Genomic DNA, 16,820 nt, shown 5'->3' with positions numbered 1-16,820 from the left:
CGATAAAATTGTTTCACCTGTATATTTTTAAAACTTAATTTTAGATTTGTCGAGAAGCTTTTATGAATACTATCGATTCTCTTTTGATGAATGAGCTAAACCCCAGTCAAAAAGAGGCAGTTGAAACAACTGAAGGCGCACTTTTAATTTTAGCAGGCGCAGGTACTGGTAAAACAAAAGCTTTAACCTCGAGAATTGCCTATATTATCGAGCAAAAAATAGCAAGCCCGCACCAAATACTTGCTGTAACCTTTACTAATAAAGCAGCAAAAGAAATGTTAGAAAGAGTTGAAAAATATGTTTCAGCTTCTGGAATGTGGATTGGTACATTTCACTCAATCTGCGCCAAAATACTCCGCTCTAACGCTGAAAGAATAGGTCTTTACACAAACTTTAATATTTTAGATCAGGATGATTCGACAAAACTTTTAAAAGGAATTATGGAATCAAAAGGTATAGATATTAAAAAATACCCTCCTAAATTTATTTTAAACGTTATTCAGTCATGGAAAGATAAGTGCATATCGTATCTTGATGCCAAGCCTGTTAAAAACCGTCCTAATGAAGAAATTGCCGCAAAAGTTTATGAGGAATATCAGCTTAAGCTTAGAGCAACTAACAATATGGACTTTGGCGACTTAATATTATATGTGGTTCAGCTTTTCCAAATTCACCCAGACGTGTTAGAGACTTATCAGGATAGATTTTTGTATATTCACGTAGACGAGTACCAGGATACCAATATTGCGCAGTATATGTTTGTAAGAATGCTTGCTGAAAAGCATAAAAATATTTGCGTTGTTGGTGATGATGATCAATCAATATATGGTTGGAGAGGCGCGGAAGTTGATAATATTTTGAATTTCCATAATTACTTTCCAGGGGCTAAAGTTATTAAACTTGAGCAAAACTATAGGTCGACGCAAAATATTTTATCTGCCGCCTCTTCTATTATATCCAATAACTCTGAACGCCTTGGCAAAAGCCTTTGGAGCGCAGGTGATTTGGGTGAAAAAATATATTTGACCAAACTCTATAATGATTTAGAAGAAGCCGATTTTTATGGAAAAGTTATTAAACATCTTAGTTTTAATGGCGTTTCCTTTAGTAGCATAGCCTTTTTAGTCAGAGCGTCGTTTCAAACACGGGCAATCGAGGAAAGTTTAGTTAGACATGGAATACCATATAAAGTTATTGGTGGCTTAAAATTCTATGAAAGACTCGAGATTAAAGATGCCATAGCATATATTCGCGCAACCATGAACCCTAATGATGATCTGGCTTTTGAACGTATTATCAACGTTCCAAGGCGCGGCATAGGTGACAATACCATTAAACAAATACATAATTTTGGAATGTTAAATAAGCTTAGCTTTTTTCAGTCTATTTGCGAAATGCTTAAAAATGATATTTTGCCAAAACGTGCTTCCGATCCTTTAACTAAGCTTGTTGCGCAATTTATATCTTGGCAAGAAGATAGCAAAAATATGCCGCATTATGAGCTGGTTGAGAAAATCCTTACAGATTCCGGATACGTTGGTATGTGGAAAGAAGATAAAAACAAAGATTCTTCAGCAAGATTAGATAACTTAAAAGAGTTTTACAGAGCGCTTCAGGAATTTGACTCTATGGAGAATTTCCTTGAGCATGTCAGTCTGGTTAGTACCAATGATGATGAAATTTTAGGAAATCACGTTAGCATCATGACAATGCATGGCTCAAAGGGTTTAGAATGGGAAGTTGTCATGTTACCTGGCTGGGAAGAAGGATTATTCCCTAGTTTAAGGGACGGTGATTCTGAACGTGATTTACAGGAAGAAAGACGCTTAGCTTATGTTGCGCTTACCAGAGCTAGAAAGAAAATATTTATTAGCTCAGTAGGTAGAAGAAGGATATATAACACATTTCAGGACTCTATCCCTTCCCGCTTTATAACAGAACTGCCGCAACAGATTTGTACAATACTCACGCTAAATTCACTGTACACACCCGAAGTATTTACAAAGGGATTAGAAGTTAAAAAACCAAGCGTTTTAGAAAGTAGCTCATCAAAAGTAACTGACAGCGATGGAAATATCAAGCTTGGTACAAGAGTTTTCCATGTTAAATTCGGCTACGGTAAAGTAATGTCGATGAGTGATGATAGCGCATATGTATACTTTGACCACGCAGGTCTTAAAAATGTTAAAACTTCATTTTTAGAAAGGCATTAAAATGTATAAATTTGATGAAGATAATATAAATTTTCAAACACTTAAGCAGCCAAACTATGAAGATCAACGCTCGCTTAAGCATATAGAAAATGAGCTTCTTCAAAGAAGACCAATAGCAAATATTGACCGCATTTCCAAACTTTTAGATCAGCTTTCCAAAGACGATAGTCTGATTCTTCAGATTGGTGATTGCGCTGAACCTATTTTTGAATCTACTACTGATATGTATTATTACGCCATGAATACCGAGAAGTTTATTAGTAAACTCGCGGGTATTTGTAGCATAAACTATCCAAATGTTATAAAAATTGGTAGAATTGCCGGACAGTTTGCCAAGCCAAGATCGCAGGATACCGAAACCAGAGGCGGTAAAACATTACCTATTTATATGGGCGATGTAGTTAATAAATCTGAATTTTCAGAAAAAGCGCGTAAGCCTCAACCTGATCGTATGCTAATGGGATATGAACAGGCAAAATATATTTATAATCTCAACTTAGACTTTTTTACATCTCATGAGGCTTTGCTTATGCCTTATGAAAAATCTTTAATGCGCACCAGTGATTCAGGAATTAAGTACCTTTCTTCTGCAGATACCGTATGGATAGGCAATAAGACAAGGTTTGTAGGAAGTAATCATATTGAGCTTTTACGCGATATTGCAAATCCAATCGGTATCAAACTTGGAAGCGACTATATGCAGAAAGAAATAGATTGGATTTATCAAAGATTAAACCCTATGAACCTTAAAGAAAAGCTCATGTTTACCGTTAGATTCGGGCAAAAAAACATTAAGAAAACTCTTAAAGAATTACTTGAATACCTGCATAAAAACTCCATGAAATTCAATATATTATGCGATCCGCTTCATGGAAATACCTTTGTCGATAGCGAAGGTAAAAAAAGACGTAATCTTGATGATGTAATAGATGAGCTTATAATATTTAAGAATCTAATGAATCAATATGATATAAGATCATATGGAATTCACTTGGAAGCGACCTTTGATCAAAACATTCAGGAATGTACCGATAACTTCACCCAAGATGATGATGAGTATGATGAATCAAGCCTGCTTGAAGATTATTTTTACAAAACCAAAGCTAGTATTTTTTCGGATTTTTTCCGTAAACGTGAGCCAAATCCTGATTCAGATTATAAAACACTTTGCGATCCAAGGCTAAACAACAAACAAACCCTGAAATTAATAGCAGATTTTTTAGGTTAAAAAGGAGAGTTAAATATGAAACTTAGTGACTATATTGGTAAAAATGATATTGACGGACTATCTGGTTTTATTCGAAGTGGCATGTTTAACTCTATGGATAGAGAAGAAATTAACGATGCACTCCTAAAAGCCTTTGAATCTATTAATGTTGATGAGATTGAGTTAGTTCTTCAGCTTATGCCTAACCCTAATCTGGTTACTAAAACTGGCTACCCACTTCTTGCAATTGCTTCTTCACAACCTGATTCAAGGCTTTTAATTTTATTATTAAGCCAGAAGAATATTAAGATAAATTTCGCCCCAAATGGTGATCAAACAAAAACCGCCCTTTACTGCGCGGAAGCGCTTGGACTTACTGAAAATGTTAGTATCATTAAAGAAGCTTTAAAAGAAAAGCATGAGTCACCTCATAAAAACTGGCGTGACGACGATTATAAGTCTAACAAATCACAATCTTTATAAACTGAAATTACTTATTGCATTTTAGGGATAAAATTAGCTATTAAAGACTCTTCTCGATCACTGTCTTCAATCAAATTTCTAAACGTGTTTGATTTTATTTCTGCATTAAATTTCTCTCTTAAATTTTCAATTTTCGGCAGTTCTTTTACATTTCTTAACCCTGTAACTATATATAAATCATCTAATTCATGATATGTTATTGAATCAAATATTTGATGAAAGTTAGTTGTTATCAATGCAAAGGATCCTGTATTATTATAAATATTATTAATCCAGTTTAAAAAAAATACTATATCACTGTCTCTATGTTCGCTATTGCTTCTCTTTGCCGTATATAATATTTCAGGGCATTTTTGATAAATTAAATATGCTAATGTAAATGATTTTTTTCTTTGCGAAACTAGTCTGTTTTCTAATTTGTCTAAAGCAATTTGTGAGTTGGGCGATGCAATCAAATATTCTTCAGATAGCGAAGCCTTAAAATTCCTGCATCTTTCAAAAATACTATTTTTATGAGCGGCGTAATCAGTAATCACATAATCTAGTAATAGGCTATATTCTTTCTGCTCAAGATTTATCTCATTGGAGCCTAGCGTATACAACTTTTTAAAATGAAATAAAGCAACCTCAAATCTATTTTCAGCAATTGCCTCTTTTAAATTACCGCATAAAAACTTAGCAAATTTATTTTGATCATAAAAATATTTACCTATATTAGTATCATTAATTTCACTCAAAGATTTTGTACTATCACCTTTACAGCACATAGAAAAATATGACTCAAAGAAATCTAAGTTAAATATCCCTTCACTCTCTAATATCTCAACAATTTTTTTTACGGCAGCAAGGTTATCACTATTAGTAAGTGACATATAAAAACCTTGAAAGGCTTCTTCGTTAAACAACTTACCAAGCCTAAAACCTGCTTCCTTAAGTTTTACTATTAACTCAACAGAACTTTTAGTGTTGTTTTTCAAATTTTCAAAAGCTTTCAAAATCAAAGTATAATTGTTTGATTCAAAAATTCTAACTATATCAATTTCTAAAAGCTTACCAAAATTAATAATATTACTAAAATATGAGGAATTATCTGAATCTACAGCCATTGTAACAATTTTATAGTAAACTTCCTCAAGCAATGGCTTGTTTTTTGGGTTTAACAATCCAGCTTCTTTAAGCAACAGGTTAAATAAAGGAAATGAGATAATATCAGTATCTTTAAATATATCATACTCTCTTTTTTTCATATTCTCTATCAGATCGATGTTTAAACTTTTTGCATTTTTAATGATCTTACTCACCTTTTCCAAAGAATTATTATTGACTACCTTTCTTACAAAAACTTTCCAGGCTAGTTCTTCATCTATAATTTTTCTTACATCAAGATTTTCTTTAACTGCCTTTTCCCAAAGCCAGTCAACCGCTGCTATATGATTAGAATCGACAAAAATCCTGATCATTTTGAAATCATTTTTTTTTATAGCTTTTTTAACCGAAAATTTTAGCTGCCCTTCAAAATGTCTGATCATCTTTAGGCATGATTTAATATAACGAATATTACCTGACTCGCAGAACTGATATAATGTACTGTAACTCTCTTTTTTGCTTATTCCAAAGATAAATTGTTTGTTTTTAACTTCACTAATAGCTTCATCGTAGTTTTTTTCTTTAAGAAGATAGGTAATTTTTGACATAAATATAATATTTACAAGGTTAACTTAAACCATAAAACTATTACATTGTTTACTAAGAAAGTGCAACTGATTAATAAATGCTGCACTCACTGACACTTATCTTTTTAAGAGAGATGGATCGATTGTTTTAGTATTATGCCTCCAGTTTTCAGGCAGCATCGGCAAGCTATCTGCAGCTGATTTAGCAATCTCGATAGGAAGTCTCTTAAAAGATGAGCCATTTGCTGAAAAGTGCGAATATGAACCATATAAAACATTAGCTGTTACATATGCTAACGCAGTATTTATAATTGCCCTGCTTGCGCTGCACCCAACTAGATAAGATATGCATGCAGTAATAACCGGCAATACTACGGACATTGCAAGGGATATTGTTTTATTTTGAAACCATTTAAGATTTGTTTTATTTTCTTCACTAGCAATTGTTGCCTGTATGCGAGCTTTTTCCGCATCTTCCGCATCTTTAATTGCTTTAAGCTTTGCTTCTTCTGCCAAACGTTTGTTTTCTTCTGCTAGCCTGCGTGCCTCAGCCTCTTGCCTTAATCTTTCAGCTTCCTCAAGACGTTTTCTTTCTTCCGCTTGTCTTGCTGCTTCTAACGCAAGCCTAATTCTCTCCTCTTCCTGTAGACGTCGTTGCTCTTGCTCTAATCTAATACGCTCTGCCTCAGCTTCCCTTGATAATCTCTCTTTTTCCTCTTGTTGCCTTTTTCTTTCTTCTTCTAATTTTGCAAGGCGCTGCGCTTCCAGATCTTTTGCATTGTTTAATGCTTCACTCATACCTGTTATATTTTTAATAGACTCAGGAAGATTACTAATAAAATTATCCTCATATCCTTTAACTTTAAATAAAGCCAAAACTATATCACAAACCTTGGAAGCATGATTTTCCAGAGGTTTAATGTATTTGTTCAAATTAGGATTAAAAAAACTATCAAATTGCTTTTTACTAGAACCTTTATCATCTTCAGCAATTTTCAAATTGCCTGAATCATAAAGCACTTGAAGCACCAGCCATATATTTGTAGCAGTTTCATCTCCTAATAAATCAATGTTTTGATTTTTATAATGATCAATACTAAGTTCAGTGTTTGAAAATAAATTTATTAAAAATTCATCTGATAAATTTGATGCATTAAAAGCTGCAATTGTTTGATAAAATTCATATGCCGGCAATTTTTTAATAACATCAAAATGTGCAGCAGATAATTTAACATTATCAAACTTATATTTTTGTAATAATATTGGTACCTGCTCAGGATTTGCAGATTCTAAAAATGAATTTGATAACTTAAATTTGTCAGATAATTTCCCAAGCTTTGTGAGTGCTTCGCTATCTGCCCCTCTTGCTACTGCAATATCAATAATTTCCTGAGTAATAGCAGATGCATTAACGCCATCAACTTTTTTAACAATTTGTTTTGCGAGATTATTAGTCTTTATATATGGAATAATCTTTTTTACATCATCGCTATATACATCTTGGCTCCAAAATTTTTCAATTGTAGCTAAGCTAACATCACATTTAAAAACTTGAGAAAGCTGTGAAATAGTGCCTAAAGAAAATTTACATACATATGATTCTGGTAAAACATAATTTTTTAATGGCAAGTCTTTAATGCCAATTCCATTAACTTTGATGTTTAGTAAAATTTGTGCGTCAACTTCATTATTAATCATTAAATCAATAATTTCTAGCGATAGATCATTAATTGCAATATCATCATGATCTATAATTAAAGCCTGTTTATAAATAAATTGTGATGCCAGTACTGCATTTCTTACAAAAGGAGCAAATTTATTGTATTGTTCGTCCGTTAGTTGTCTGCCAGCAATAATCTTTTTAAGCCTGATTGTGTCAAAATTTGATAAAATACTGTCATTATCTAAACTTTCAAGACCTTTAATTTCTCTGCTTAATGATTCCATGATTGGGCTGTCTGTAAACACAAATCCGCTATCTAATAGCATTTCTGCTATATGTAAAAACTGGTCATCTGTAAGCAAATGGATTTTATTTACATAATTTGCGGCTAAATATGGGTTTGCACCTTTTTCAAGGCATTTTATAAATTCTGAATAACCACGCTGCGCTGCGCTTTCAATTACATCTTTATTATTTACATCCAAACCAATAGCTAAGGCTTCTTCAAATGTGTACTTACCAACTATGTACTCATTGTTTATATTTTGAATAGCATCAAGTCTTCTTATTAATTTATTTCTTACATGCTCATCTAAATCTTGGATATTCTCAATTATTACTGATTTATTTCTTAACAATGCCTGTAATAAAACAATGTATGGAAGTGTATCAAATTTATAACGCAATTCATTCTCTCTCTTTACAAGTAAAGTGATATCTGTGCCTGGATAAGGGTCAAATAGACATTTATCTGCGTCATGTTCATATTTAGTATCAACCTCTATATAACAAAATCCCATATCTGGGCTTATATATAAAGGTTTATGAGATGCTTTAATAGGAAAGTGTGCTATTTCATTTATATTGGCTAATTTATCACCACAAAAGCTCTCTTCAATTGTTGCATCTGTAAAAATTTCTCTTAAACCTAGTATTTTACGAATTATTACTACATTATTAGCACCACGATCAAAAAAGCTAGTATCCATTGTTTTGGACTGTACACGGTTAAGTATAATCTGAAGTTTTTCAATATCATTTTTTGCTATAGCAATTTTATTAGCATCGCCGCTTTTTTTTGCTATAATATACTGATTTAATGCAAAACTGGTAAATTTGAATAAATTGTTAAAATTATCATGATTTAAATGAGGACTATCCGAAGCATTTATATCTTCCCTTACTACTAAATCTTCCCAAAACTTATTCAACATAACTTCACTCATATAACAAAAAGCATAAATTCTTAACCATATATGTGGTATAAAAAAAACGCGCTTACTTTTTATTGGGCATATATTTTGGAGGGAGTATATGTTTATGAAAGTGTAAGCGCGCTGATCGGGTAACTATATCTAAAAATGCAATTAAACTTTTGCACCATGTAAATCATCGTGATAATCTACTGCATCAAGAACATCGTTCTTTTTGCGGATTTTTTTAGATCTACCACCCGAATTCACTCTAACCATTCTACCTTTCTTAGAATCCCAGGTATAGTGGAAAGTAACTGTTTTAACTTCAGTAACGAAAACATCACCATCAGCAGTTTGGATAACGTCGCAACCTCTATGTAAAGCTTCAGATACTAAAGACGATGATTTTCTGATATAATCTATATCGTTCATTACTTCCAAATCTTGATGTGTGTTCGTCTTATTCATTGTAATAATCTCCAAGTATTAAATTTACCGGTAGCAAAATAACACAGATCTCTAAAAAAAGCAAGAACTTATGTTAATCATCTACATAATTTTTTAATATAGTCTGTATTATATATTAACAATTCGTTAATGTCAAGAGTAAAATTAAACCTAGTTAAAATATTAATGCAAATATTCTAACTAGGTTAAGGTACTGATTTTTATAAAATTATATAATATAGCTACATTTCTTTACTATTATTTGCTTGAGATTTAGATGCAATATATTGCTCCCACGTGCTATATTCTTTAGCTGAAATATTCATAGTAGTAATATGTCTATATTCTCTACCTTCACTTCCATCTTCACCTAACTCAATAATTTTTTCAATTTTTTTTGCTGCTTTTATTAAGTAATTATCTACAAGAAACTTTGAATATATAGGATGATGAGCTATAAATTCTTCTTGTTTAGAATTATCCACATTAGCACTAATGATACTTCCAATAAAATCTTCAACTAAATCTGGATTAACATTATATAGTTTTTCCAATCCTGATTCTCTAAAATCTTCATCTATTAAATTTCCTAAAAAACCATTTTTAATAACCTTTAAAGCAGTATTGCGATTCGCTTCAGGTAAACCCAGCAACATTAAAGCATTTTCAATAGTAAACGGAAAAAGCTTGCTATCTAATAAGTATTCAAAATTATCCATCAATAGAGTGAATTTTTTAGGATCCTTTATAATTAGCAGCGCAATCTCATCAATTCTTGCTAAATTAGCATTTAACATGAGTTTTATAAATGGCATGTATGTGCTTGCCTGAGATATAAAGCTTTGAAGATCTAAAACGTTCATTTTGCAAATCATTTCAAGTCCTTCGTCCATTGCTTTATGACTTTCTAATATGACTAACAAACTATCAATATTAGCCAAGCAACCTATTAATTGCAAAGACTGTGTGTTACCAATTTTAACTAAAGTCTTAATTGATATTTTACCAGTTGCCATTAGTTTTTGAACGTCGTGGCTTAGTCTTGCAAACATAATAAAAAAATTAGGTTTATGTGGGAATGAGTGTGAACATTCAGATGCCAAAATCTCGAGAGCCTCTCTTGTATTAACATTTTTAAGTTCTGATAGTTTTTTTATTATACTATGCTCACCAAGCACTATTTCATGATATTTTTCTGGAAGCTTTTGTAAAATTTCATCATAAATTGTATTTAAATTTTTTCCTTTAGACATACTTACTTTCCTTAAATTAAGTTATTTAAATGTTTTATAGCTACAATTAAAAATTTATCAATCAGAAAATTTGTATATACATAACTTAAAAAAAAGGAGGCGCAACGCCCCCTTAAAAATATTTTAAACAACATAGATATTTATATTTTCTGCCCTGTTTTTGACCAGTCATTTAAAAATGCCTGAAGACCGTTATCTGTAAGCGGGTGCTTTATAAGGTCCTTCATGATCTTTGCTGGCATTGTCCCAACGTCTGCACCTGCTTTAGCGCATCTTAAAACATGCTCACTTGTTCTGATTGATGCAGCAAGAATTTGCGTATTAAACATGTAATTGTCAAAAATTACCCTCATATCTTCAATAAGGCTCATTCCTTCCATGCCAATATCGTCAAGTCTTCCAATAAATGGCGAAACAAAAGTTGCGCCAGCTTTAGCCGCAAGCAATGCCTGATTTGCCGAGAAGCATAATGTCACATTTGTTTGAATTTCTTTATCTGAGAAATATTTACAAGCCTTAAGCCCTTCCCATGTCATAGGCAACTTAATAGTAATATTATCGGCAATTTTTGCTAAAACCTCGCCTTCCTTAACCATTTCATCAAATTTTGTTCCAACAACCTCAGCGCTAACAGGTCCTTTAACAATTGAACAAATTTGCTTCATAACATCTTTGAAATCTCTGCCTGACTTTGCGATAAGGCTTGGATTGGTTGTAACGCCATCAACTAATCCGGTTGCGTTTAATTCTTCAATTTCGGAAATATCAGCTGTATCTAAGAAAAATTGCATTTTATCCTCTAATTATCTTTAAAATTACTATTTGCATATTCTAATTCTTCGGGTGTGTCAATCTCAAACCAGCCGTCATCAAAATAAATTGGTTTGGTAACAATTTGGTAATTTATCATATGGTTTATGAGCGTTGTTATATCCATTTGCTCAATTTCTTTTTTATCAATATCTCTAAGCATTTCGTGCATATCAATCCATGCTGGCCATGTTATTTTAATCATATGCATAAACTGACCGTCAATTTTAACCGAAGAATCAGGATTTGTGGTGATTTTTTGTATAAGACCATCTTCACCTACAGTTATAGCCTCAAAATTTTCTAGGCTTTTGCCTGGTAATTGTTCTTGCTGCTTTTTCCAGCCCGTGAAAACTGGCATTACAACAGGGTCTTTAGATGAATATAGCTGATCCATAACCTCTTTTTTATACAAAATATCTGTATAACAAATAATAATGTCGTGACCTTTCATTATATAGCGGTCAGCTTTAAGCATTGCGTGAACATTACCAAAATTCAAACGCCATTGTTTATTATGATGAAAACACGGTGAAAGATAATGCGGTGATACATGTTTAAAAAGCTTACCAGCCCTAAAGCCTGTAATTACACTAATACTTCCTTTATCGGCTGAACAATCTATCTGACGTAATATTAATGATCTATTCTGAACTTCTAAAGTAGCTTTATTTTGGTCAGCTGTAAGCTCACCCATTCTGCTACCTTTACCTGCTGCTATAAAAATAAAATATGTCATATTAAGTCCTTAAGTCCACCATTACACTTATGAAAATTTTGCTGACGTATAATAGCAGAAACAGATTGTTTTTTATAGATTTTTTTTGAAAATTATATATTTTTAGCTAAATTTACAAAAAGCGCTTAAAATTGTGCTTTGCCTGATTAGGATCAAAACGGAAGCGGTGCATAGCTTTATTTACTGCTTTCGTTATTTTTTCTTCACATTCTTTAATACGATCTTCTGCTACAAGTCTTTGTGGCCAATCTTTAGGAAGCATTTTTAAATAATCATAAGCATTTAACCCAATAAAATCGCGTATGCAAAGATTACTCAAGTTTTCAGGGGTAATTAGCTGTTTTATCCAGGTTTCTAAAAGGCTTGATATTACCTGATTTTCTTGCTTTGGCTTATATAATAAAATAGCCGTTAATGGTGAAAACAATAAAGGTAAATCTATTGCGTATTTCATAGCTTCGTTACGCGCAAATTGACGTTTAGATACATAAATTTCATCAGTAAGAAGTACATAATTTTTAATCATTTCAATATCTACTGAGAATCTAGAAACTAATCCAAATAAATTCTTTAATCTACCATTTATATCAATTTCGGTTAAAAAAGTTACAAAATCCATACCTTCAGAAATTAACATTGTATATAAATCAAAATTATTGCGTGCTTTAAAAATAACAGATACATATGAATATGACATACTTTCTTTTTCATATTTACTTATATAATTAAAATTCGCTCCTAATGACAGCAAGTGTGTAATATTTTCTGCAAAATTTTCATAACCATTAAAAGGATTAATAGCTTCATGCATTAACTCTTCTAGCTTTTTCAAATCCTTAAGCTTTTCTATACTTTCTTGAGAATCTATAGATAAAGCTAATTTCTCCCAAAGCAAATTATTAGCTTCTTTAGTAAAATCTCTACCTAACAACAAATAATAGTGCTTATATTGCCAGAATTTTTTTAAATACGCATTTGTTTCAAATGCTTTAACATTAGGATAAGCTTCTATTTGCTTAGCATAATCGTAAGTAACATCTCTTAGGAATCCTTTTAAGATTTCAAGAGTATCTTTTTGCAAATTCTCAGCCCTTTTATCAAATTCAGCTTCATGCTGCTTTATGTATTCATCAAGCTTTGTTAAATGAGATGTAGTCATATTTTTCTCTAAAGCAACTTACTATAAAAATCGGCAAATACTTTTTTTACCTCTTTATAGTCTGTCATCATGTTAATCTTACCACGAAGCTCTGCTGAATGTGGAATGCCAGAACTATACCAGCCAAGGTGCTTTCTTGCCATTCTAACACCTGCGTCTGCACCATAAAGCTCAATCATAGCATCATAGTGGTTCATGATAACTTCAAGCTGTTCTGCATAACTTGGGTCAGGTAAAATTTCCTTAGTTTTAATATAATGCGCCACCTGATTGATAAACCAAGGCTTTCCGTATGAACCCCTACCAATCATAATACCATCTGCACCTGATTCCTCTAAGCACTTCACAGCATCTTCAATAGTTTTAATGTCACCATTTGCTACAACGGGGATTTTTACAGCTTCTTTAACTTTTCTAATGAATTTCCAGTCAGCTGTTCCGTTATACATTTGGCATCTTGTACGACCATGAATGGTAATCATCTGAATTCCTACATCTTCAGCAGATTTAGCAAGACTTGGGGCATTTAAACTATTGGCATCCCATCCCATACGCATTTTTAAAGTTACAGGTACATTTACTGCCTTAACGGTTTCTTCTAAGATTTTAACAGCTAACGGTTCGTCTTTCATGAGTGCAGAACCAGCAAAGCCATTAACTACTTTTTTAACTGGGCAACCAAAATTAATGTCAATAATCCTTGCGCCACGATCTTCGTTAAGTTTTGCAGCCTCACCCATTACTTCAGGCTCACAACCTGCAAGCTGAATGGATGTTTTATCATCAGCCCCACTTGATTTTTGAAGTGATTGTTTAGTCTCTAGTATCATTGCTCTACTTGCTATCATTTCTGACACAACAAGCCCTGCCCCATAATGCTTTACAACATCACGAAATGGCTTATCTGTAACGCCTGATAATGGTGCTAGGATTACTGCGTCTGAAAGCTGAATGTTACCTATTTTAATAGTCATACGTCTACCGTAGTTTTTACTAAATATCTGTTTTCTATATAATTTATAACTAAATCTTTAAATTCACCGGCAATATTATCGCCCCTGAGAGTGCAGGCTTTTTCACCATCAATAAATACTGGTGCTACAGGTGATTCGCCTGTGCCTGGAAGGCTTATACCAATGTCTGCGTGTTTACTTTCGCCAGGACCATTTACTATGCAGCCCATTACCGCAACCCTTAAATTTTCAACACCAATGTACTTGTCTTTCCAAACTGGCATTGAACTATTTAAAAAGTCCTGAATAGATGAAGCAAGTTCCTGAAAATATGTACTGGTTGTTCTTCCGCACCCCGGGCAAGCTGTTACTTGCGGCGTAAAATTACGAAAGCCTAAACTTTGCAAAATTTCCCTACAAACAGTAACTTCCTGAGTTCTTTTTTCACCTGGTCTTGGGGTAAGTGAAGCCCTAATAGTATCACCAATCCCTTGCTGCAGTAATATACTTAAAGCTGCTGTAGTGGCAACAATACCTTTTGACCCCATTCCTGCTTCAGTAAGCCCAAGGTGGAGTGCATAATTTGATCTGCGAGCAAGCTCAGTGTAAACCGCAACTAGATCTTGCGGCTGACTAACCTTACAAGAAATAATAATTTTATCCGCAGTAAGTCCCATCTCTATAGCTTTTTCAGCACTTTGTAAGGAAGATGTTACCAGAGCTTCACGCAGCAACTCATCAGCCGATTTAGGGTTTGATGACTTAGAGTTATCGTCCATCATTTTCTGGGCTAAATCCTGATCTAAACTACCCCAGTTAACACCAATTCTTACAGGCTTATTATACTTGACCGCCTGATCAATCATCATTTCAAATTGCTTATCACGCTTTTCACCAAAGCCAACATTTCCTGGGTTTATTCTATATTTCGCAAGAGCCTCTGCACATTCTGGCACATCTGTAAGCAACTTATGACCATTATAATGGAAGCACCCTACTAAAGGAACGTCATACCCTTGTTTAATTAGGCTATCATGAATTTTCGGCACTGCTCTTGCAGACTCTTCATTATTTACTGTTACTCTTACAATCTCAGACCCAGCTTCATTAAGCTCTATAATCTGCTTTACAGTACCTTCAACATCCGCTGTATCAGTATTGGTCATACTTTGAACAAGTATAGGACTATCTCCACCTATGTAGAAATTTCCTACCTTAACCTTATGAGTTTTATGTCTTTTTATATTGTGAAGAGCAACCATCGCAATTTACCTAAAATTATTAAAACGCCCTCATTATCTAAGCAAATGTTAAAAAAGTCAATGTAATTGTAAAATTTACATATTAATAAATTCTTTTTATCAGATATATAGACTTGGGTTATAATTTATGATATCTTAATAATATAATTTACAACCACAAGTAATAAAGGTTTATGCAAGATTTGTTATTTAGGGAGCTTGAAGCTCTTAAGATTGAACATCAGGAACTTGAGAAAAAAATCGAAGAATTAAGCACCAAAAATCAAATCGAAGCCCAAAAATGCAAAAAACGTAAACTTTGGGTGAAAGATCGAATCCATTATTTAGACTCTATCATCCACCCTGATATAATTGCTTAATAAGTAATTTAATTAAACGATGCTGAAGAAGTTTTTAGCTTCTTAGCAGACCTTTCGATACATTTATCTTCTCGATTTCGTTTTCCAAGTATACTTTTAGATTTTGTATTTTGCCTATTTTTATTCATATCAATAATCAAATCATTATAAGAAATCATATTATTTGCTATGCAAGCAAGATTACTTATCTGCTCTTTATTTATAGCAATATATTCTCTAATCTGCTTTTCTGAATACCCTTGTTTTTGCAAATCACTTGCAAGTAAAATTTCATGATATTCAAATTGCTTTAAAAAGTAGGCTTGAGCATGAATTTGCATTGTAAGTTTTTCAGATAACTCAACATTTAAATATTTTGCTATACTAACCAATGGAAATAAAAGGAGAGTATGATTTTTTTGAAGCGCATATTCTATTTTTTGCACTATAGTAGATTTAAGTAGGTCTTTTTTATTAGAGTGAAATATTTTTCTTAGATAAGTTGTCCATAACTGAGGATTTGAATATATTTTGTATGTATTATCAAAATATAGGCTTGCAGCAGTCGTTACGCCATAGTTTAAAATACGATTTTTTATATGTTTTTCAGCCATATAAATACTTTGAGCGTCAGACTTGCTTAATATATGATGAAATATTCTTAGATTTGAAAAAGCTGCATCTAAAACAGGAATTGTTTTTAAATCGCTGACATATCTAACTTCATATAAATTATCTAAATCTTTATCATTTGCGCTATCCATAAGTTTTTTTAAATATTGGTATAAATGCATAGGAGAAAAGCCTTTGGCATCCCTTGCATCATTTATAGTTTTTATCAGCTCGGTAAGTAGTCTTGCAAATTGAGTTGGTGTATGTTCTATTATAAAAGTATCCCATAAATAATCCACCATTTCCTTTTGATTGCTTTCCATAGCCTCAAAAATGTACATTGAATGAGTAGAAATTAATTCTTGATATAAAACGTCTATAGTATATTTAGATAGAACTTGGTATAACTTAGTATTATTGCTAATAGCAGCGATTCTGAAATAGTTAAACTTATTTGATTTAACCAAAGTGTTTACAAGACTTTTATCACTAATACCTAGCAAAAAATCGGCAAGATCTGCATATCCATCCTCACAACACTCCCGAAATAAATTATTTTGCGGAGTACACCGTGATTTTGCTCTTTGTGACTTAGGCTTTTTAGCTAAAAAGAATGCTTTAGTCTTTTCTTTTTCGCCATTATCAAAATAGCTTTTTAAAGTTTGATATTTATTTAGTTTCTTACTTTTACTCATATTTTTATACTATCTTAAATTTCATAAACAAATAAGATAAAATTAGCAAAAGTCAACGTAAATGTGCTGTAGAAACTTTTTGTTAATAAAAAAGGACACTTATAGCGAAGCGTCCTT

At 32.5% G+C, this 16,820-nt stretch carries 14 protein-coding genes; 4 read left to right on the top strand and 10 right to left on the bottom strand.

The window, feature by feature from the left end:
* Positions 1-62: 62 nt before the first annotated feature.
* From BGO27_05485 to BGO27_05475, 3 genes are read left to right on the top strand one after another with little or no spacing between them, the layout of a single operon-like run.
* Positions 63-2,213 (top strand): hypothetical protein, encoded by a 2,151-nt coding sequence (locus BGO27_05485; protein ID OJV12173.1) that lies wholly within the window; start codon positions 63-65, stop codon positions 2,211-2,213.
* 1 nt (position 2,214) lies between these two features.
* Positions 2,215-3,441 carry a hypothetical protein gene (locus BGO27_05480; GenBank protein ID OJV12172.1) on the top strand — a complete coding sequence of 409 codons (1,227 nt, stop codon included), beginning with the start codon at positions 2,215-2,217 and terminating at the stop codon, positions 3,439-3,441.
* A 15-nt stretch (positions 3,442-3,456) separates the two neighbouring features.
* On the top strand, positions 3,457-3,903 hold the full coding sequence (locus BGO27_05475; protein ID OJV12171.1) for a hypothetical protein: 447 nt from the start codon (positions 3,457-3,459) through the stop codon (positions 3,901-3,903).
* An 11-nt stretch (positions 3,904-3,914) separates the two neighbouring features.
* Here the strand turns inward: BGO27_05475 and BGO27_05470 are convergent, their stop codons facing one another.
* From BGO27_05470 to BGO27_05430, 9 genes are all read right to left on the bottom strand, one after another.
* Positions 3,915-5,597, bottom strand: coding sequence for a hypothetical protein (locus BGO27_05470; protein OJV12170.1), 1,683 nt, complete (start codon positions 5,595-5,597; stop codon positions 3,915-3,917).
* 96 nt (positions 5,598-5,693) lie between these two features.
* Positions 5,694-8,465: a hypothetical protein gene (locus tag BGO27_05465; GenBank protein ID OJV12169.1), complete on the bottom strand. Its 2,772-nt coding sequence runs from the start codon at positions 8,463-8,465 to the stop codon at positions 5,694-5,696.
* A 141-nt stretch (positions 8,466-8,606) separates the two neighbouring features.
* On the bottom strand, positions 8,607-8,903 hold the full coding sequence (locus tag BGO27_05460) for a hypothetical protein (protein ID OJV12168.1): 297 nt from the start codon (positions 8,901-8,903) through the stop codon (positions 8,607-8,609).
* Positions 8,904-9,124: 221 nt separating this feature from the next.
* Positions 9,125-10,135 carry a hypothetical protein gene (locus tag BGO27_05455; protein ID OJV12167.1) on the bottom strand — a complete coding sequence of 337 codons (1,011 nt, stop codon included), beginning with the start codon at positions 10,133-10,135 and terminating at the stop codon, positions 9,125-9,127.
* 140 nt (positions 10,136-10,275) lie between these two features.
* Positions 10,276-10,926, bottom strand: coding sequence for a fructose-6-phosphate aldolase (locus BGO27_05450; protein ID OJV12166.1), 651 nt, complete (start codon positions 10,924-10,926; stop codon positions 10,276-10,278).
* A gap of 8 nt (positions 10,927-10,934) precedes the next feature.
* Complete coding sequence (locus BGO27_05445; GenBank protein ID OJV12165.1) at positions 10,935-11,684, bottom strand: hypothetical protein; 750 nt, start codon at positions 11,682-11,684, stop codon at positions 10,935-10,937.
* A 112-nt stretch (positions 11,685-11,796) separates the two neighbouring features.
* Positions 11,797-12,843 (bottom strand): hypothetical protein, encoded by a 1,047-nt coding sequence (locus BGO27_05440; protein OJV12164.1) that lies wholly within the window; start codon positions 12,841-12,843, stop codon positions 11,797-11,799.
* A gap of 8 nt (positions 12,844-12,851) precedes the next feature.
* Positions 12,852-13,817 (bottom strand): tRNA dihydrouridine synthase DusB, encoded by a 966-nt coding sequence (locus BGO27_05435; GenBank protein ID OJV12163.1) that lies wholly within the window; start codon positions 13,815-13,817, stop codon positions 12,852-12,854.
* Positions 13,814-15,058, bottom strand: coding sequence for a 4-hydroxy-3-methylbut-2-en-1-yl diphosphate synthase (locus BGO27_05430; protein OJV12162.1), 1,245 nt, complete (start codon positions 15,056-15,058; stop codon positions 13,814-13,816). The genes BGO27_05435 and BGO27_05430 overlap by 4 nt, the downstream gene beginning before the upstream one ends.
* Before the next feature lie 173 nt (positions 15,059-15,231).
* Between BGO27_05430 and BGO27_05425 the strand changes: the two genes are divergently transcribed.
* The gene (locus BGO27_05425; GenBank protein ID OJV12161.1) at positions 15,232-15,417 is read left to right on the top strand and encodes a hypothetical protein; all 186 of its coding nucleotides are present in this window, start codon (positions 15,232-15,234) and stop codon (positions 15,415-15,417) included.
* Positions 15,418-15,425: 8 nt separating this feature from the next.
* Here the strand turns inward: BGO27_05425 and BGO27_05420 are convergent, their stop codons facing one another.
* Positions 15,426-16,703: a hypothetical protein gene (locus BGO27_05420; protein OJV12160.1), complete on the bottom strand. Its 1,278-nt coding sequence runs from the start codon at positions 16,701-16,703 to the stop codon at positions 15,426-15,428.
* Between the last annotated feature and the right edge of the window lie 117 nt (positions 16,704-16,820).

It is taken from the genome of Alphaproteobacteria bacterium 33-17, from assembly GCA_001897445.1.
In the GTDB taxonomy this organism is placed as follows: Bacteria; Pseudomonadota; Alphaproteobacteria; order Rickettsiales; family 33-17; genus 33-17.
The sequence above is the reverse complement of the archived record's forward strand: the minus strand, read 5'-3'. Positions and strand labels throughout refer to the sequence as shown.